Annotated in this window: 13 protein-coding genes and 3 pseudogenes; 1 reads left to right on the forward strand and 15 read right to left on the reverse strand. The window is 62.5% G+C overall.

What is annotated here, in order from left to right; all coding sequences use genetic code 11:
• Positions 1-15: 15 nt before the first annotated feature.
• From ACFQDL_RS27945 to leuC, 14 genes and pseudogenes are all read right to left on the reverse strand, one after another.
• On the reverse strand, positions 16-567 hold the full coding sequence (locus ACFQDL_RS27945; RefSeq protein WP_379911912.1) for an SPOR domain-containing protein: 552 nt from the start codon (positions 565-567) through the stop codon (positions 16-18).
• 3 nt (positions 568-570) lie between these two features.
• Positions 571-1,851, reverse strand: a complete 1,281-nt coding sequence (gene folC, locus ACFQDL_RS27950) for a bifunctional tetrahydrofolate synthase/dihydrofolate synthase (protein WP_379911914.1) — start codon at positions 1,849-1,851, stop codon at positions 571-573.
• Between the two features lie 89 nt (positions 1,852-1,940).
• On the reverse strand, positions 1,941-2,813 hold the full coding sequence (accD, locus tag ACFQDL_RS27955; protein WP_379911916.1) for an acetyl-CoA carboxylase, carboxyltransferase subunit beta: 873 nt from the start codon (positions 2,811-2,813) through the stop codon (positions 1,941-1,943).
• A gap of 122 nt (positions 2,814-2,935) precedes the next feature.
• Complete coding sequence (gene trpA / locus ACFQDL_RS27960) at positions 2,936-3,739, reverse strand: tryptophan synthase subunit alpha (RefSeq protein ID WP_379911918.1); 804 nt, start codon at positions 3,737-3,739, stop codon at positions 2,936-2,938.
• 26 nt (positions 3,740-3,765) lie between these two features.
• A pseudogene (gene trpB / locus ACFQDL_RS27965) lies at positions 3,766-4,955 on the reverse strand (tryptophan synthase subunit beta).
• Between the two features lie 13 nt (positions 4,956-4,968).
• Entirely contained in the window at positions 4,969-5,595 is a 627-nt protein-coding gene (locus ACFQDL_RS27970) for a phosphoribosylanthranilate isomerase (RefSeq protein WP_379911920.1), read from the reverse strand.
• Between the two features lie 52 nt (positions 5,596-5,647).
• Entirely contained in the window at positions 5,648-6,493 is an 846-nt protein-coding gene (gene truA / locus ACFQDL_RS27975; RefSeq protein WP_379911922.1) for a tRNA pseudouridine(38-40) synthase TruA, read from the reverse strand.
• Positions 6,494-6,564: 71 nt separating this feature from the next.
• A complete protein-coding gene (locus tag ACFQDL_RS27980; RefSeq protein WP_379911924.1) occupies positions 6,565-9,624 on the reverse strand; it encodes a motility hub landmark protein FimV in 3,060 nt (1,019 codons plus the stop codon).
• Positions 9,625-9,829: 205 nt separating this feature from the next.
• The gene (locus ACFQDL_RS27985; RefSeq protein WP_379913403.1) at positions 9,830-10,570 is read right to left on the reverse strand and encodes an aspartate-semialdehyde dehydrogenase; all 741 of its coding nucleotides are present in this window, start codon (positions 10,568-10,570) and stop codon (positions 9,830-9,832) included.
• A pseudogene (locus ACFQDL_RS27990) lies at positions 10,550-10,848 on the reverse strand (aspartate-semialdehyde dehydrogenase); the annotation flags it as partial. The gene ACFQDL_RS27985 and the pseudogene ACFQDL_RS27990, both read right to left, overlap by 21 nt.
• Positions 10,849-10,992: 144 nt before the next feature.
• Positions 10,993-12,105 (reverse strand): aspartate-semialdehyde dehydrogenase, encoded by a 1,113-nt coding sequence (gene asd / locus ACFQDL_RS27995; RefSeq protein ID WP_379911926.1) that lies wholly within the window; start codon positions 12,103-12,105, stop codon positions 10,993-10,995.
• Positions 12,106-12,320: 215 nt separating this feature from the next.
• Entirely contained in the window at positions 12,321-13,403 is a 1,083-nt protein-coding gene (leuB, locus tag ACFQDL_RS28000) for a 3-isopropylmalate dehydrogenase (RefSeq protein ID WP_379911928.1), read from the reverse strand.
• Positions 13,404-13,414: 11 nt separating this feature from the next.
• A pseudogene (leuD, locus tag ACFQDL_RS28005) lies at positions 13,415-14,061 on the reverse strand (3-isopropylmalate dehydratase small subunit).
• An 18-nt stretch (positions 14,062-14,079) separates the two neighbouring features.
• Positions 14,080-15,501 carry a 3-isopropylmalate dehydratase large subunit gene (leuC, locus tag ACFQDL_RS28010; protein ID WP_379911930.1) on the reverse strand — a complete coding sequence of 474 codons (1,422 nt, stop codon included), beginning with the start codon at positions 15,499-15,501 and terminating at the stop codon, positions 14,080-14,082.
• Between the two features lie 892 nt (positions 15,502-16,393).
• Between leuC and ACFQDL_RS28015 the strand changes: the two genes are divergently transcribed.
• Positions 16,394-16,726 carry a hypothetical protein gene (locus ACFQDL_RS28015; protein ID WP_379911931.1) on the forward strand — a complete coding sequence of 111 codons (333 nt, stop codon included), beginning with the start codon at positions 16,394-16,396 and terminating at the stop codon, positions 16,724-16,726.
• Between the two features lie 227 nt (positions 16,727-16,953).
• Here ACFQDL_RS28015 and ACFQDL_RS28020 read toward each other — a convergent pair whose 3' ends face one another.
• On the reverse strand, positions 16,954-17,772 hold the full coding sequence (locus tag ACFQDL_RS28020) for a hypothetical protein (protein ID WP_379911933.1): 819 nt from the start codon (positions 17,770-17,772) through the stop codon (positions 16,954-16,956).
• Between the last annotated feature and the right edge of the window lie 133 nt (positions 17,773-17,905).

Raw genomic sequence — 17,905 nt, forward strand, 5'->3', positions numbered from 1 at the left:
TGCACAACCCAATGCTCACTGCGTGGTAAAACGAACGATAATGCCGTTGAGGCCGAAGTCTTCCTTGAGTTCCGTCTGCAGGGCTTCAAGCTTGCCGCGCTGGATGTCCGGCCCGACATAGACCTTCACCAGATCGCCGATCTTGCGTGTATAGACCTTGTGACCGGCCCCGACCAGCTTCTTGCGCAGCGTCTTGGCATTGGCCTCGTCGCGAAAGCTCGCCAGCTGCAGCGTCCAGGCCACCGGCACGTTCTGCCCGTCGAGCACCGGCGTATCCTCGGGCAAGTTCAGGTCCGGCAGCGCCGGCTGCGGCGGCAGCACTTCCGGTGCCGGTTCCGGTTCGATCTCCCGTGCCTGCTGCGGCGGCGCCAGCTCGCCGGTATCCGGCAGTGCCGGTAGTTGCGGTTCGATCGTCACCACCTCCGGCAACTCCGGCGCCGCGGGAATATTGCTCGGCAGATGCCGTTCCCGGTAGCCTTCGCCATCGAAGACCAGCGGGAAGAACACCAGCGCGGCCACCAGGATGGCGGCCCCGCCGATGAGTCGCTGTCTGAATCCATCGTTCATCGGTCAACCTTCGAGTTTCAGCTGCGCCAGCGCCTCGCTCACGGTAAAGAACGACCCGGCAATCAGCACCTGATCGTCCGCCGTCAGCTCACCGCGCAGGCCCTGCAATGCCGAGGCGACGTCAGGGTACAGTGCCCGGCTGGCGCTATCGTCGACCCGATCAAGCGTTTCGGCCAGCCTGTCGCTGCTCTGCCCCCGGGCACCGGCGAGCCCCGCCAGATGCCAGCGGTCGGCCAGCGGCGCCAGGGCCGCGAGCACACCGGCCACATCCTTGTCACCGAGCATGCCGAGCAACAGGTGGCGCCTGCCCCTGACCGGCATTGCGCGAAGACGCGCCGCGATATACCCCGCCGCCTCGGGATTATGGGCCACATCCAGGATGCAGTCGCTGCCGTCAAGACTGATGCGCTGCATGCGGCCGGTCATCCGGGCGTCCTGCAGCCCCCGTTCGATTGCCTGGCGCGGCACTGGGTCGGGCAACAGGTGCAGGACCTGCAGCGCGGTCGCCGCATTGGGCAGCGGCAAGGCGGGCAGCGGCAGACCCGACATTTCCACCGCTTCGCCCCGGGCATTGAGCCCCTGCCAGTCCCAGCTGCTGTCACCGGACTGCCAGCTGAACGTCTGCCCCACCTGATGCAGACAGGCACCCAGCTGCGTCGCGACTTCTGCGACCGTCACCGGCGGCTGCGGATCGCCGCATACGGCCGCACGGCCGGCACGAAAGATACCGGCCTTCTCGCGGCCGATCAGCTCGCGGCTATCGCCCAGCCAGTCGGTATGGTCCAGCGCCACCGTGGTGACGACCGCCACATCCGCATCGATGATATTGACGGCGTCGAGACGGCCGCCGAGCCCGACTTCCAGCAACAGATACTCCGGCCGGGCATCGGCGAATATCTTCAGCGCCGCCAGGGTACCGAATTCGAAATAGGTCAGGGGCGTCGTTCCGCGCGCGCGCTCGACCGCCGCGAAGGCATCACAGAGCAGCCCGTCGGATACCTCTTCGCCATTCAGCCGCACCCGCTCGTTGTAGCGCAGAAAGTGCGGCGAGCTGTAACAGCCGGTGCTGTGTCCGCCGTGGCGAAGGATGCGGTCGAGAAATGTCTGGGTCGAGCCCTTGCCGTTGGTGCCGGCAATGGTGACCACGCGGGTGGCACCGAAATCGAGCGCCAGTTGCCGGGCAACGTCACGGATGCGGTCGAGACCCAACTCGATCTCGCTGGGATGGCAGGCTTCGATTCGGCTCAGCCATTCGTTCAGGGTCAATTCGGTTACAGCTTGCATATCGATTCACCGGAAACCAATGGCCGGAAATACGGCGGCCGGCACACCCGAACACGCTGCCCGGGAGTGGCCGCCTGTTGTGGCGGGCGCTACGCGTCCGCCTCCACGTCCTGATGGGTCAGTTTGCGCAGGATCGAGGCGACACGGGGGCGCAATTCCTTGCGCTCGATGATCATGTCGACCTGACCGTGTTCGAGCAGGAACTCGCTGCGCTGGAAACCTTCCGGCAGCTTTTCCCGCACCGTCTGCTCGATCACGCGCGGGCCGGCGAAGCCGATCAGCGCCCGGGGCTCGGCGATATTGAGGTCGCCCAGCATCGCCAGACTCGCCGAGACACCGCCGTACACCGGATCGGTCAGCACCGAAATGAACGGAATACCGGCACGGCGCAGTTTTTCCAGCGCCGCCGAGGTCTTGGCCATCTGCATCAGCGAGGTCAGCGCCTCCTGCATGCGGGCACCACCGGATGCCGCGAAACAGATCAGCGGAATCCCCTCTTCCAGACTGATGTTCGCCGCGCGCACGAACCGCTCGCCGACGACCGCGCCCATGGAGCCGCCCATGAAGCGGAACTCGAATGCGACCGCCGCGACCGGCATGCCTTCGAGCTCGCCGCGCATCGCGATCAGGGCATCCTTCTCGCCGGTCTCCTTCTGCGCCGCGGCCAGACGGTCCTTGTATTTCTTGGAGTCCCGGAACTTCAGGCGGTCGACCGGCTCGACATCGGTGCCGATCTCGCGCAACGTTCCCTCGTCGAGGAACACTTCGAGGCGCTTGCGCGCGCCCAGGCGCATGTGATGGTTGCACTTGACGCAGACGTTGAGCGCCTTGTCCAGCTCCGGACGGTACAGGACCGCTTCACATTTGGGACATTTCTTCCAGAGGCCCTCCGGCACGTTCGAGCGCCGGTTCTGCGCGTTACGCGCCAGGGAAGGGACGATTTTTTCCAGCCAGTTACTCATCTTGCTCCATCCGCTGTGCGGGAAAACTGTTTTGCCGTTCAACCCTGCCAACAGCCGCCATTCGGACTTACCGCTGAACTCGTGCGGTCAAGCCCGCCAAGCGGCCAGACAGGGCCAAACTCTCAGGCATCCATCGCCGTGCGCATGGCCGCGATGATGCCGGAAACCTGTTCGGGGATTGCGTCGGGCGTGCCGCTCAGTTCGGCGATGCGGTTGACCAGCACACTGCCGACGATAACGCCGTCCGCCACCTCGGACACGGCGCGCGCCGATGCCTCGTCACGGATACCGAAACCGACGCCCACCGGCATGTCGGTATGACGGCGCACCTGGGCGAGCTTGTCCTCCACCGCCTTCACATCCAGCGCCGCGGAACCGGTAACGCCCTTGAGCGAGACGTAGTAGATGTAGCCGCTGCCCTTGTCGCAGACCGAACGGATACGGGACTCTTCGGTTGTCGGCGCCAGCAGGAAGATCGCATCGAGACCTTCTTTCCCTAGCACCTCGAGCAGGTCGTCCGCCTCTTCGGGCGGCAGGTCGACGGTCAGCACGCCATCGACGCCGGCGGCCTTCGCCCGGGTTGCGAAGTTGCCGTAACCGATCGCCTCGATCGGGTTCAGATAGCCCATCAGCACGACCGGCGTCCCGCTGTCCCGCTCCCGGAACTCGCGCACCATCTCGAGGATATCCAGCAGCCGGGTGCCATGGGACAGCGCCCGCTCGCAGGCCAGCTGGATCACCGGGCCATCGGCCATCGGATCGGAAAAGGGCACGCCCAGTTCGATGATGTCGGCGCCGGCCTCGACCAGCGCGTGCATCAGCGGTACCGTCACAGCCGGCGCCGGATCTCCGCCGGTGACATAGGGAATCAGCGCCTTGCGCCCGGCACCCTCGAGGCGGGCGAAACAGTCCTTGATACGACTCATGTCTAATCTGTACTCCAGCAGTTGGCTCAGAACTCGATGCCGTCGAGACTGGCAACGGTGTGAATATCCTTGTCGCCCCGACCGGAAAGGTTGACGACGATGACGTCGTCCCGGTCCATCTCGCGGGCCAGCTTGAGCGCATGGGCCACCGCGTGGCTGGACTCCAGTGCCGGCATGATGCCTTCGACCCGGGTCAGGGTGCGGAACGCCGCCAGCGCCTCTTCGTCGGTCGCGGCGACATACTCGGCACGACCGCTGTCCTTGAGCCAGGCGTGCTCGGGACCGACCCCCGGATAATCGAGACCCGCGGACACCGAGTGGGTACCGAGAATCTGACCGGCATCATCCTCCATCAGGTAGGTGCGGTTGCCATGCAGTACGCCGGGGCGCCCGGCCGACAGCGGCGCCGCGTGCTGACCGGTCTCGAGACCGTAACCGCCGGCCTCGACGCCGACCATGCGCACGCCCTCGTCCTCGATGAACGGATGGAAAAGACCGATGGCGTTGGAGCCGCCCCCACGCAGGCCACCAGGGCATCCGGCAGGCGCCCGACCTGGGTCAGGCACTGCTGCCGCGCCTCGCGGCCGATAATGCACTGAAAGTCGCGGACCAGTTTCGGATAGGGGTGGGGGCCGGCCGCCGTGCCGATGATGTAATAGGTGCTGTCGACATTGGTGACCCAGTCGCGCATCGCTTCGTTCATCGCATCCTTGAGGGTACGGGTGCCCGATTCCACCGGAATGACCTCGGCGCCCAGCAGCTTCATGCGATAGACGTTGAGCGCCTGGCGGCGGACGTCCTCGATGCCCATGTAGACCTTGCACTCCAGACCCAGGCGCGCGGCCACGGTCGCGGAGGCCACACCGTGCTGGCCGGCGCCGGTTTCGGCGATCACCCGCGGCTTGCCCATCTTCTTCGCCAGCAGCGCCTGGCCGATGGTGTTGTTGACCTTGTGGGCGCCGGTATGGTTGAGGTCCTCGCGCTTGAGGTAGATGCGCGCACCGCCATTTTCGCGGGACAGCCGTTCGGCGAAGTAGAGCGGAGACGGACGGCCGACATAGTGAGCCAGGTCGGCATCGAACTCCGCCTGGAACGCCGGATCAAGGCGCATGGACTCGTAGGTACGGTCCAGCTCCTGCAGGGCGCAGATCAGCGTTTCGGAAACAAAGCAGCCGCCGTAGGGACCGAAATGTCCGCGATCATCCGGCAACTGCATCAGCGCAGCCAGTTCAGCTTTTGTCGGCACGTGCCACCTCTTCGATAAACTGCTTCATTTTGTTGTGATCCTTGATGCCCCTGGACGCTTCGACGCCACCGCTGACATCGACGGCGAAGGGCCGGACCCGCTCGACCGCCGCCCGGACATTGTCCGGCCCCAGTCCGCCGGCCAGGATGATGTCCGACCGCAGGGTCTGTGGTATCAGTGACCAGTCGAAGGCCTCGCCGGTTCCGCCCGGGACCCCGGGGCGGTAGGCGTCCAGCAGAATCGCCCGGGCGCTGGGATATTCCGCGACTGCCGCCTCCGGGTCAAGGCCTGATTTCATTCGTAACGCCTTGATATAGGGGCGTTTAAATCGGACACAGTCGTTTTCGGTTTCATTGCCGTGAAACTGCAGCAGGTCGATACCGGTCAACGCCATGACCTGCGCGACCTGTTCCGGCGGCGCATCGACGAACAGCGCCGTGGTCGTCACGAACGGCGGTAGGCGGGCGATGATCTCGGCGGCCACCTCGGGTGCGACATGGCGTGGACTGGGTTCGTAGAAGACGAAGCCGAGTGCGTGGGCGCCGAGATCCACCGCGGCGCGGGCATCTTCGAGACGCGTAATGCCGCAGATCTTGATGCGTGTCGTCACTTGGGACCCTTTCCTGAAAACGACTGATAGTACCAGATCGGCCGGATCAAAGTCAGTCCGGGCGACCGAGGAAATAGGGACCGAGGTCCGACGGCGGCAACCCGAACGCCTCCGGATAGGCGACATCGACGAAATACAGCCCCCAGGGCGGTGCGGTGATGCCGCCTACGCGCCGGTCCCGAGCCTGCAGCACCTCCCGGGCCCAGACCGGTTCCGCCTCCCCTGCGCCAATCTTCATCAGCACGCCGGCGATGTTGCGCACCATATGATGCAGGAAGGCGTTGGCCCGCACGTCGATCACGATCAGTTCGCCACTGCGATAGACCTCGAGCGAGCGCACCTCCCTGATGGGGCTTTTGGCCTGGCAACCGACCGCGCGGTAGGAGGTGAAGTCGTGTTCGCCGACCAGATGGACGGCCGCGTCATTCATGCGCCCGATATCCAGTGTCTTGTAGGTCCAGGTCACGCCGCGCGACAGCAGCGCGGGCTTGACCGGCGCACTGTGGATCAGATAGCGGTAGCGTCGCTCCCGGGCCGAGAAACGGGCATGAAAGCCGTCATCGACCGGACGGGCCCAGCGAATCGCGATATCGTCCGGCAAATGGCTGTTGGTACCAAGCACCCAGGCACGCTCGTCGCGTCGGGCCCGGGTATCGAAATGAATGATCTGGTAGGTGCCATTGACACCGGCATCGGTGCGGCCGGCGCAGACAACGCTGACCGGCTCGTTGGCGATCCGGCCCAGCGCCTTCTCGACGGCTTCCTGAACACTGGGAACATGGTCGGCCTTCTGCGTCTGCCAGCCCCGATAGGCGGCCCCCGCATATTCGACACAGAGGGCATAACGGACGGGGGCGATCGAAATCGCCCCCGTGGATTCTTCTGTTTCAGACTTCATCTGTCGCTCTTGAAAAACCCGGCACAGACCGGGGGATGGCCGGGCGCGCAGCCCGGCAGTCACTGCCTGACCTAGGCCAGACTCTCCATCAGTTTGCGTGCTTCCTGCTGCTGCTGGTTACTGCCCTCCTGCAGAATCTCGGCGAGAATATCCTTGGCGCCGTCGCGGTCCTCCATGTCGATATAGGCCCGGGCCAGATCGAGCTTGGTCTCGACCTCGTCGGTACCGTCGAGAAACTCGAGACCGAGATCCTCATCTTCGGCTTCGCTCTCGTCCAGCGCAATCTCGTCATCGACCGAACCGAGCAGAGCCTCGAGTTCGGAGTCGAGATCCGAGTCCTCGTCGAACGATGACTCGAGGTCATGGGCGATATTGGCGGTCAGCTCTTCCTCGACCGGACTGATCAGCGTGTCGTCGTCCTCTTCGTCCAGCGCCTCGTCGGGAAAGTCCTGACCCAGTTCCGCGAGCATCGCGTCCAGATCGGCATCGTCATCCGACAGCGAGACCGCCTCGTCATCCTCGAGCGTCAAGTCATCGTCGTCCGAGGCATCGCCGCCGGAGGCCAGCAACGCTTCGAGCTCCGGGTGCAGGCTCAGACCGTCGTCCTCCCCGACTTCGGCTTTGGATGTCGCGTCCGGCTCGGCCGGGGGCGCGTTTTCCGGCTGAGCCTCATCCGACGCCGGCTGCGCTCCGGCTTCGGCCAGTATCGCATCGACATCGGGCGCGTCTGCGCTCTCCAGGCTATCGTCGGGCCCGGTATCCAACGCTTCTGCGTCCTCGTAGAAGTCGTCCTCCAGCTCCAGTTCAAGCGGCTCATCGGACGAAACCCCGGCCTCCGCAGCCGGGACCTCGATGTCCTCCGGCGTCCCGGCTGCGGCCTCGGGCTCGGCCTCCGGCGCTTCTTCTGCACCGGTCGACACCGTCGCGCCTTCCCCGTCCTCTTCGAGGCCCTCCTCACCGGGGGCTTCGGGCGGGACAGCACTTTGCGGGGCGGTTTCCGGCTCGGGCTCGCCCTCCTCCGGCTGAATCATGTCGACCGTCTGGTTAAGGCGAAAATCGAGGGCATCGTCTTCGCTGTCATCGACGCCCTGCGCGCTGTCACTCCGGGAGAAATCGACTTCCTCTTCCTTGGGCTCTTTCGGTACCTCGCTGGCATCGATGACGGAGCTCAGCCCCAGGCTTTCGAGGGTGTCTTCCGGCTCGTCATCGAGGGTTTCGAACGCCTCGAGCTGACCCATGCCGGAACGCAGATCAGAGCGCTCCGCCTCCTCTTCGTCACCCTCGGCGTCGCCGAGAATATCGTCCAGGCTGTCGTCGAAGCTTTCATCCGCCTCGGCCTCGGCCGGCTGCGACGGAGGCTCCTGCTCGAACTCGCTCTCGAAGCTCAGGTCGAACTCGTCGTCGGCATCCTCGTCGATACCCGCAACCTGATCATCGGGCAGCGTTTCTTCCTCGAAGGCGCCGTCCAGACTGAGGTCGAAGTCGTCATCTTCGAACGTCGGCTCCGCGGCCTCGACTGCACCCCTCTCAGCACCTGCGGCCGCCTCGTCGAGCGGCAGATCGAGATCGAGATCCATATCCAGATCGAGGTCCGCGTCCGCCACCGATGCCGAGGCGTCCTCCGCCCGGGTATCGGCCACGCCGGATTCGACCTCCGGCTCTTCCTCGTCGGCGGCCGCCAGGGCACCGCCGGCAACCGCGGCCGCAGCGGCCGCACCCACCGCTGTCGAAGCGGAAGCCGGCTGCTCGGGTTCGGCATTGAAGGGTTGCGAATCGTCCCGGCGACGGCGCAGAAGACCGAGCAGGCCGACCAGCAGGCCGCCTATTACGGCACCGATGCCGGCCATATAGGCCGGCGAGGACATCAGTTTATCGACCAGGCCGGCCGGAGGCGGGGGTGGGGGCGCCGATGGCTCAGCCGAAACGGGAGGTGCCTGCTGCACCTGCTGCAACTGATTCTGCAGCGCCGCCATCTGCTGGTCCTTCAGTTCCAGCAGTCGCTGCAAGGTTTCCAGCTGCTGCGAGATCGCGGTGAGCTTGTCGTTGAGCTCGGTATTTTCCCGCTCGATGCGATCGACGGACTCCTGGGTGACCGCAAGCTGGTTTTCCAGCTCCTCGTTGCGCTGTAGCAACTCGGCCTTTTCCGGGTCGACCGGTTGTGACTGCCCTGCTTCTGCGGCCCCGGCTTCATCCTGTACCTGTTCGCCGCTGTTCGGATCCTCGGGCGAGAGGATCTTCAACTGGGCCTGCGGCGCCGGCGGCGCCGCGGCTTGGGATTCAGACGGGGCTACCGGCTTTTTTGAGCCGTCCGCCTGAGGCGTGCTTGCCGCCGGTGCGCTGCGACCGGCCCGCCAGCTTTGCATCTGGCGCGTTACTTCCCTCGCCGCCTCGCTGGCGCTGATGGCCCGCACCTCTTCCAGGCTGGGCAGGTTCAGCACCACCCCCGCCTTGAGAAAGTTGATATTGCCGCTCGGGAACGCCTGGGGATTCTTGCGCTGCAGCGCCAGCATCATCTGATTGAGATCGGTGCCGCCACCGGGAGAATGCCGCCGGGCCAGCTGCCCCAGGGTATCCTGGGTTTCGACGAACACCTGGGTCTGCGGATCGGTGCGCGTCCGGATGTTGTCGACCGGTCCCGACGGCCGGGCACGCGTCGGCAACGCCGGCTGCGGCGGGGCGGGCCGCGTCGCCGCAGTGGTCACCGGCGGCGCAGAGCCGGCCACCGGAGCTGCCTCGAACACCGGAGGGTCGAGCAGCAGCGTGTACTCCCGCACCAGCCGGCCATTCGGCCAGTTCACCTCTACCAGCAGATTGAGAAAGGGTTCGCGTACCGGCTGCCTGGATGTCAGGCGAATGCTTCCGGTACCGTTGGGATTGACGTTGACCTGGAACTGCACATCGGAGAGCAGACGGGAGCGATCCAGCCCCGCGATGGCGAACTGATTCATATCGGCCATCTGCGGCTGTATCTGCTGCGGATCCAGATCACGCACCTGCAACAGCTGAATTTCCGCATCGAGCGGTTCGTTCAGTGCCGATTTGATTCGGATCTGTCCCAGCCCAAGCGCATTCGCTTGAGTGGCGCCCAGAACTCCCGCTACAGCTAGACTAACAGCAAGTTTGCGCAACATCTGTCTGTTCCTTTAAGTCCACTCCCCGAGATACACCGGCAAATCAGGAAGTTGCGATTCCGAATACCGCACAAAGTATTATTTATAAACCTTGAAACGGTCAAGGCAGACGACTGTCGAATCAGCCACGCTGCAGCCAGACCCATGCCGTCCACCAGCGAAACACCGAATGCCGGAGACTTCAACCCCCGGCACTTGACATCGATCAGAGTCCGGGCTGAATCAGTTGCTCGGCGATCTGAACGGCATTCAGCGCCGCCCCCTTGCGCACATTGTCGGAGACGACCCAGAGGTCGATGCCGTTCTCGCTGGAGATATCCTCGCGGATCCGGCTGACAAAGACCGCATCCTTGCCGGCGCCCTCGGTCACGGCCGTGGCCCAGCCACCGGCCTGCTCCGGCTCGTCGACGACTTCGACACCCGGCGCCTGCTCGAGCAGTTCGCGCACTTCGAGCGCGCTGATCTGATCCCGCGTCTCGATGTGCACCGCCTCGCTGTGACCGAAGAAAACCGGCACCCGCACACAGGTGGGATTGACGCCGATCTCGTCATCTTCGAGGATTTTTCGGGTTTCCCAGACCATTTTAAGCTCTTCAGCGCTGTAGCCGCTGTCGTCGAGACTGTCGATCTGCGGTAGCACGTTGAACGCCATCTGCTTGGCGAACAGCTTGTTGTCGATATCGCGGGCATTGAGCAACAGCGCCGTCTGGCGCGCCAGCTCCTCGACGGCGTTGCGCCCGGCGCCGGAGACGGCCTGATAGGTCGCGACGTTGATACGGCGGATACCGACGGCACGGTAGATCGGCGCCAGCGCCACCAGCATCTGAATGGTCGAGCAGTTGGGGTTGGCGATGATGCCGCAGTGCTCCTGAATGCGTTCCGGATTGATCTCGGGCACCACCAGCGGCACCTCGGGCTCATTGCGGAAACAGGCACTGTTGTCGATAACGACACAGCCAGCGGCGACCGCCTGGGGGCATATTCGGCCGCGACCTCACTGCCGGCGGAAAACAGCGCGATCTGCACCTGAGCGAAGTCGAACTCCGCCAGATTGCCGACGCGGCGGGATTTGCCATTGAAATAGACCACCTTGCCGGCGGAGTTCTCGCTTCCCAGCGGGTAGAGATTCTCGACCGGGAATTTACGCTCTTGCAGCAACTCGATCATTGCCTCGCCCACCAGCCCGGTGGCACCAACGACGGCAACGTTGTAGGTCTGACTCATCACATCTCCAAACGCAGACCAGCCCGAACAGGTCGGGCTGGTGACAGCGGGGACCGCGAACGTGCGCCCCGCTACAGTTTTTCGATGGCCGCCGTATCTGTCCGCCGGCCATCGGGATCCGCCTGCCAATGACGGACAGACGTCTCAGCCCGCCATCAGGATCCGAAGCATACGGCGCAACGGCTCGGCCGCGCCCCACAACAACTGGTCGCCGACACTGAAGGCGTTCAGGAACTGCGGCCCCATGTTCATCTTGCGAAGACGACCGACCGGTACGGACAGGGTGCCGGTAACCTTGGCCGGTGTCAGTTCCTGCATGGTCAGGTTACGATCGTTCGGAACCACCTTGACCCAGTCGTTGGCCTCGGCCAGCATACCCTCGATCTCGTCGACCGGGATATCCTGCTTGAGCTTGATGGTGAAGGCCTGGCTGTGGCAGCGCATCGCGCCGATACGCACGCAGGTGCCATCGATCGGAATCGGCTGCTCGGACAGACCCAGGATCTTGTTGGTCTCGGCTTGCCCCTTCCACTCCTCGCGGCTCTGCCCGTTCTCGAGGGCGCTGTCGATCCAGGGGATCAGGCTGCCGGCGAGCGGAACGCCGAAATTGTCGACCGGCATCCTGTCGCTGCGGATCGTCTCGGCGACCAGACGATCGACTTCGAGAATGGCGCTGGCGGCATCGAGCTTGTCGGCAACGGACGCATGAATGATCCCCATCTGACTGATCAGCTCACGCATGTGACGCGCACCACCGCCGGACGCCGCCTGGTAGGTCATGGAGCTCAGCCATTCGATCTGGCCGGACTTGAACAGACCACCCAGGGCCATCAGCATCAGCGATACGGTGCAGTTGCCGCCCACGAAGTTCTTCACACCGCGGGCCAGACCGTTCTTGATAACGTCGAGGTTGACCGGGTCGAGGATGATCAGGCTGTCATCGTCCATGCGCAGCGACGAAGCGGCATCGATCCAGTACCCCTGCCATCCGGCTGCGCGCAGCTGCGGGAAGATCGCCTTGGTGTAGTCGCCGCCCTGACAGGAGATGATCGCATCCATCTGTTTCAGTTCGTCGATGCTGTTGGCGTCTTTCAGAGCCGGAATGGACTTGCCAATATCGGGGCCGGCCTCGCCCACCTGGGAGGTGGTGAAGAACACCGGCTCATCGATCAGATCGAAATCCCGCTCGTCCCGCATACGCTGCATCAGCACGGAACCGACCATGCCTCGCCAACCCACAAAACCTACACGCTTCATTATCTACCCCAATGTTGATCGGAAGGCGGCTGGAGTCCTCGCGAGGATCTCCGATACCGTTTTGCCGGCCCTCCAGGTGACACAAATGACGACCCCGGCCCCATCCCTGCCCGGCCCGGGCACAAAGTCCATACACAAAAGCCGGTCCCTCTTGGAACCGGCTCTCGTTACGGCCGTAACAGCCCCTTTTACCTGAGCAAAAAGGGCAACGCTCGTCAGGCGTTCAGTGCGGCCAGTACCGCATCTCCCATCTCGGAAGTGCTGACGCGGTTCATGCCAACGGACATGATGTCGGCGGTGCGCAGGTTCTGGTCCAGTACCCGGCTGACCGCCGCCTCGATTTTGTCCGCGGCCTCTCCCGCATCGAGAGAATAACGTAACATCATAGCGACTGAGAGGATGGTTGCCAACGGGTTGGCGATTCCCTGGCCGGCAATATCGGGTGCGGAACCATGGCAGGGCTCGTACATGCCCTTGCCGCTTTCATCCAGAGAAGCCGACGGCAGCATGCCGATCGAGCCGGTCAGCATTGCCGCGGCATCGGAGAGGATGTCGCCAAACATGTTGCCGGTCACCATCACGTCGAACTGCTTCGGTGCGCGCACCAGTTGCATCGCGGCATTGTCGACGTACATGTGAGACAGCTCGACGTCCGGATACTCCTTCGCCAGCTCGGTCATGATCTCGCGCCAGAGCACGGTCACTTCCAGCACGTTGGCCTTGTCGACGGAACACAGGCGCTTGTTGCGCGCGCGGGCGGCCTCGAAGGCGACACGGCCGATACGACGGATCTCGTTCTCATCGTAGACATAGGTATTGAAACCTTCGCGAATACCGCCCTCCTTCTCACGCACGCCACGGGGCTGGCCGAAGTAGATGCCGCCGGTCAGCTCGCGCACGATGAGGATGTCCAGGCCCGACACCACCTCGGGCTTGAGGCTCGAGGCATGCGCCAGCTGCGGATAGAGAATCGCCGGGCGCAGATTGCCGAACAGGCCCAGCGCGGAGCGGATGCCCAGCAGCCCCTTCTCCGGGCGGATCGAGAAATCGGGAATGCTGTCCCACTTCGGACCGCCGACGGCGCCGAGCAGGATCGCATCGGCCGCCCTGGCGGCCGCCAGCGTCTCATCGGGCAGCGGTTTGCCGGTGGCGTCGATCGCCGCCCCGCCGACCAGCTGCTCCTCGAGCTCGATACCGAGGTCGAACTGGCTGTTGACGCTCTCCAGCACCCGGCGCGCTTCGCGAACGATTTCCGGACCGATGCCGTCTCCCGGCAGAATCAGAACTTTCTTACTCATCTGAAAAAATCCTATTTGATGGTATCGAACAACCAGGGCGCGCTGGCGCGGCGTTTGGCCTCGTAGGCCTTGATATCATCGGCATACTGCAGTGTCAGGCCGATATCGTCGAGTCCGTTGAGCAGGCAGTGCTTGCGGAAGGCATCGACGTCGAACGGGATCTCGCTGCCGTCCGGCTTGCACAGGACCTGACGCTCCAGGTCGATCGACAGCTGATAGCCTTCGTTCGCCTCTGTTTCGCGGAACAGCTGGTCGACGATGGCCTCATCGAGCACGATCGGCAGCAGGCCGTTCTTGAAGCAGTTGTTGTAGAAGATATCGGCAAAGCTCGGCGCGATGACCGCGCGAATACCGAAATCCTCCAGCGCCCAGGGGCGTGCTCGCGACTCGAACCGCAGCCGAAGTTCTTGCGCGCCAGCAGAATGCTGGTGCCCTGATAGCGCGGCTGATTGAGCACGAAGTCGGGATTCAGCGGACGGCCGCTGCAGTCCTGGTCAGGCTGCCCCTCGTCCAGGTATCGCAGTTCATCGAACAGGTTCGGGCCGAAGCCGCTGCGCTTGATCGACTTGAGAAACTGTTTCGGAATGATCAGGTCGGTGTCGACGTTGGAGCGGTCCAGCGGCGCGACGATACCCTGGTGCTGAGTAAACTTGTTCATCGGGAATCTCCCTCGCGGTTACTGTTTGACGAATTCGCGCACATCGACGAAATGACCGGCGATCGCGGCCGCCGCTGCCATGGCCGGGCTGACCAGATGGGTGCGACCACCGAAGCCCTGACGCCCCTCGAAGTTGCGGTTCGAGGTCGAGGCGCAGTGTTCACCCTGACCGAGCTTGTCCGGATTCATCGCCAGGCACATGGAGCAGCCGGGTTCGCGCCATTCCAGACCGGCTTCGATGAACACCCGGTCGAGCCCCTCGGCTTCGGCCTGCGCCTTGACCAGACCGGAGCCCGGAACCACGAGCGCCTGCTTCAGGGTCGCCGCCACCTTGCGCCCCTTCACCACGGCCGCAGCTTCACGGAGGTCCTCGATGCGTGAGTTGGTGCAGGAGCCGATGAAGACCCGGTCCAGCCGGATATCGGTGATCCTCTGATCGGCCGCCAGCCCCATGTACTGCAGAGCGCGACTGTAGCCTTCGCGCTTGACCGCATCCGCCTCGGCATCCGGGTTCGGCACCAGGCCACTGACACCGGTGACCATCTCCGGCGAGGTGCCCCAGGTGACCTGCGGTTCGATATCGGCGGCATTTATCTCGACCACCGCATCGAACTCGGCGTCGTCATCGGACACCAGGTCCTGCCAGGCCTCGACCGCGCGGTCCCAGTTTTCGCCGGTCGGGCTGTAGGCCCGGCCCTTGACGTAGTCGATGGTGGTCTGATCGCAGGCCACCAGGCCGACGCGGGCACCGGCCTCGATCGACATGTTGCAGATCGTCATGCGTCCTTCCATCGACAGTTTGCGGATGGCCGAACCGCCGAACTCGATCGCGTAGCCGGTGCCGCCGGCGGTGCCGATCACGCCGATGATGTGCAGGATGATATCCTTGGCCGTGACGCCGGTACCGAGCTCACCCTCGACCCGGATCAGCATGTTGTTCATCTTCTTGGTGATCAGGCACTGAGTGGCGAGGACATGCTCGACTTCGGAGGTGCCGATACCGTGGGCCAGGGTCGCGAAGGCGCCATGGGTCGAGGTGTGGGAGTCGCCGCAAACCACGGTCATCCCGGGCAGCGTCGCGCCCTGCTCCGGGCCGATCACATGCACGATGCCCTGACGCTGGTCGTTCATCTTGAATTCGGTGATGCCGAAGGTGTCGCAGTTCTCGTCCAGGGTCCGGACCTGGATGCGCGAGACCGGATCGACGATGCCCTCGACACCGCCTGAACGGTCGGTGGTGGGCACGTTATGGTCCGGCACCGCCAGGTTGGTATCGATGCGCCAGGGCTTGCGACCGGCCAGACGAAGGCCTTCGAACGCCTGCGGCGAGGTCACTTCGTGAAGCAACTGGCGATCGATGTATATGAGGGCGCTGCCATCTTCGTTCTGCCGGACCAGATGGTCCTGCCACAGCTTGTCGTAAAGCGTTTTACCGGCCATCGTCTGCTCCTCTCAAGCGTTGCTCGTGGTACGGCGGGTAGGTCCCCGCTTCTATGACCTGCATGCTAAGGCAGCGGGTTTCACAAAACAAATTCATTATTTTTATACTTTGAATTCCAAAATGGAATAGATTGGCTCTTCAGGCAGCATGTCCGTGTAGATTTCAGGTCTTCATCGGATCGATCCCACCATTGTTGAAAACGCTGAAAGCCGCATGGTACCTGTACCGTAGCCACGTTAGCCGACTCTCGGGGCAGAGGAGATTTTAATAGTTCGTGGGATTCGGCGGTAACGGGGCAGCTGTGCCCGAGGGGATGGCGCTAGACCTTCACAAAGGGTGCAACAACAAACCCCAGCTCCCACAAGCTGCAGGGAGCTGGAAGCAGATGCTCCGGCCACTCGGAAACTTGCCGACGTGTGTCAGCCTGAACGTGGCTTTGGGAGTCGCTTACGGGCGCAAAGCCGACATTGATGAACCGGGTAACAGGTATACTGTCCCCGGAATCCCGCATTGATGAACCGGGTAACAGGTATACTGTCCCCGGAATCCCGAACATATCCGGAATCTATAGCGAAAGACACGGAACCGGAGCCTCGCCGATATGACTGCTCCGGTGCTTGATACCCTGAGTATGCCGGTGGAAGAGGACACGCAGAACCGGTTGCAGCCAGCAGACGGGCAAGCCTTCAGAAATTATTGCACCTATCACCATGAATTTTTCAATTATCTATGATGTCTACTTAATGGATTTGACATCAATCTTCTCGCATGCCGCCCGATCACTTCTCATTGATGCGCTTCGGGTGTAATTTATGTAGCCTAATCGATACACTTGTGTATCATCAATCCTGTACGTTAATCTTCGGAAATCATCTTCAAAGAGGAAAATAAATGGATTGGGACTCGTATTTTAAAAAAGCCAAAAAACTCAGCACGCTCGAACGCATGATTATGTCCAAAGTTGAAGAGATGGGCATACGATATAATCCTGGCAGAGAATCCCTTCGGGTTGTAGCGGATACCTATCGGCGTTTACGCCCATCTGCCTACGAAATGCTGGCCGCCGCGTATAAGCGCGAGCAGGAACTCGAAGCCACCCCCTCCCCTTCAACGACAAAGACCACCAGCACCAGAACCGAATCCACAGCCACAGACAGCATTCAAAACGGCCTCGAAGCCGAGATGGAGGCATGGATGGCGCGCAATCGCCGAGCACTGTCATGATGTCTTTTCACACCGGCGAAGGTTTTCAGGTGGATGCACGAAAAGGCTTTTAGGGTCTGCAATTGGCTCTATAGAGGGCTCCGGAAGTTGCCGTGGTTTCTGCTCTTCTATGTGATCTATTTCGTACTCCCGTTTCTATTAAAGCCCACTTATCAACTACTGCAGAATCTTGGCGAGCCCAGCTCATGAGTTCGTGCAACGCTGTATATTCGCCCGGCTACGAACTGTCACCTGAAGTGATAATACCGCCTCGGCCGCAATTTCGGTGGCACGTAGACATCCAGCAGCCGCTTCCGTTCGGCAATAGCCTTTTTCCCCGCCGCGACATCGACTTCTGACAACTCCAAGTGTCCCCGTGAAGTCAGCGGCACGATATGCCGGATGAAGTGGATCTCGCCTGCATTGCACTCAAATGAATAGCGCATGTTCATGTATGCCGGTGCATGGCTATTGGCGCGCAGATTGTACCGATAGGGCTGAAGGCGCCACATCAGGTAGCCACCTTTGCCGTGGGTGACACCGGCCAGATGGCGGTTGAGGTAGATTCTGATCTGGAAAGGGTTATGGTTGGCTATCCACGGGCTCTCCCGGTAGTAGTAGAGTGTGCAGGTTCCACTATCGACAGGAAAGCGTTTGGCCTCTGCGTCGTCACCCGGGGGCGTCAAGGGCGATAGCCAACTGGTACCCTCGAAACAGATCTCGTATTTGAAGCAAAAATTCGGTTTCGATGAGGCATCCCATGTCTTGAGTTCAAACGCCTCAGCCTCGCGGTCGTCGTTGAAATGCACGGCTACCATGTGACTCTCATAATGCACCGCGTCGGTGACTCCGAAGCCATAATATCCTATCAGGTGTCCTGCTTTTCGGTATTCATGAAAGTAGAAGCTCTTGTCTTCGAAGACTCCGACAGGATCCCCCAGAGCCTTCCTGACTTCCTTGGGGCTGGCGCGGCCAGCGACTAGGCGCTTAAGCTCATTGGCATCGAAAGGATCCTCGCTGGAGGAAGGGATGAAAACGCAGCCGGTCAAGACGAGCGCAATGAACACCAGGAAAGTTCCGGCGATCAACACCCTCGAAGCGAAGCGTCCCATGGATGGCAAGCAGGTCAAGTCCGCCGGCACTCAGTGCACCGACAGTTCTATGAATTCACTTGCCTCTCGACGGCGCATTCCCCCGCCC

This window comes from Marinobacterium aestuariivivens, assembly GCF_042661465.1.
Taxonomy (GTDB): domain Bacteria; phylum Pseudomonadota; class Gammaproteobacteria; order Pseudomonadales; family Balneatricaceae; genus Marinobacterium_A; species Marinobacterium_A aestuariivivens.

Excerpts from the sequence above, each read along its gene's own strand:
- leuB (WP_379911928.1), bottom strand. The coding sequence starts at position 13,403 with ATGAGTAAGAAAGTTCTGATTCTGCCGGGAGACGGCATCGGTCCGGAA.
- truA (WP_379911922.1), bottom strand. The coding sequence starts at position 6,493 with ATGAAGTCTGAAACAGAAGAATCCACGGGGGCGATTTCGATCGCCCCC.
- leuC (WP_379911930.1), bottom strand. The coding sequence starts at position 15,501 with ATGGCCGGTAAAACGCTTTACGACAAGCTGTGGCAGGACCATCTGGTC.
- ACFQDL_RS27980 (WP_379911924.1), bottom strand. The coding sequence starts at position 9,624 with ATGTTGCGCAAACTTGCTGTTAGTCTAGCTGTAGCGGGAGTTCTGGGC.
- trpA (WP_379911918.1), bottom strand. The coding sequence starts at position 3,739 with ATGAGTCGTATCAAGGACTGTTTCGCCCGCCTCGAGGGTGCCGGGCGC.
- accD (WP_379911916.1), bottom strand. The coding sequence starts at position 2,813 with ATGAGTAACTGGCTGGAAAAAATCGTCCCTTCCCTGGCGCGTAACGCG.
- folC (WP_379911914.1), bottom strand. The coding sequence starts at position 1,851 with ATGCAAGCTGTAACCGAATTGACCCTGAACGAATGGCTGAGCCGAATC.
- ACFQDL_RS28015 (WP_379911931.1), top strand. The coding sequence starts at position 16,394 with ATGGATTGGGACTCGTATTTTAAAAAAGCCAAAAAACTCAGCACGCTC.
- ACFQDL_RS27945 (WP_379911912.1), bottom strand. The coding sequence starts at position 567 with ATGAACGATGGATTCAGACAGCGACTCATCGGCGGGGCCGCCATCCTG.
- asd (WP_379911926.1), bottom strand. The coding sequence starts at position 12,105 with ATGAAGCGTGTAGGTTTTGTGGGTTGGCGAGGCATGGTCGGTTCCGTG.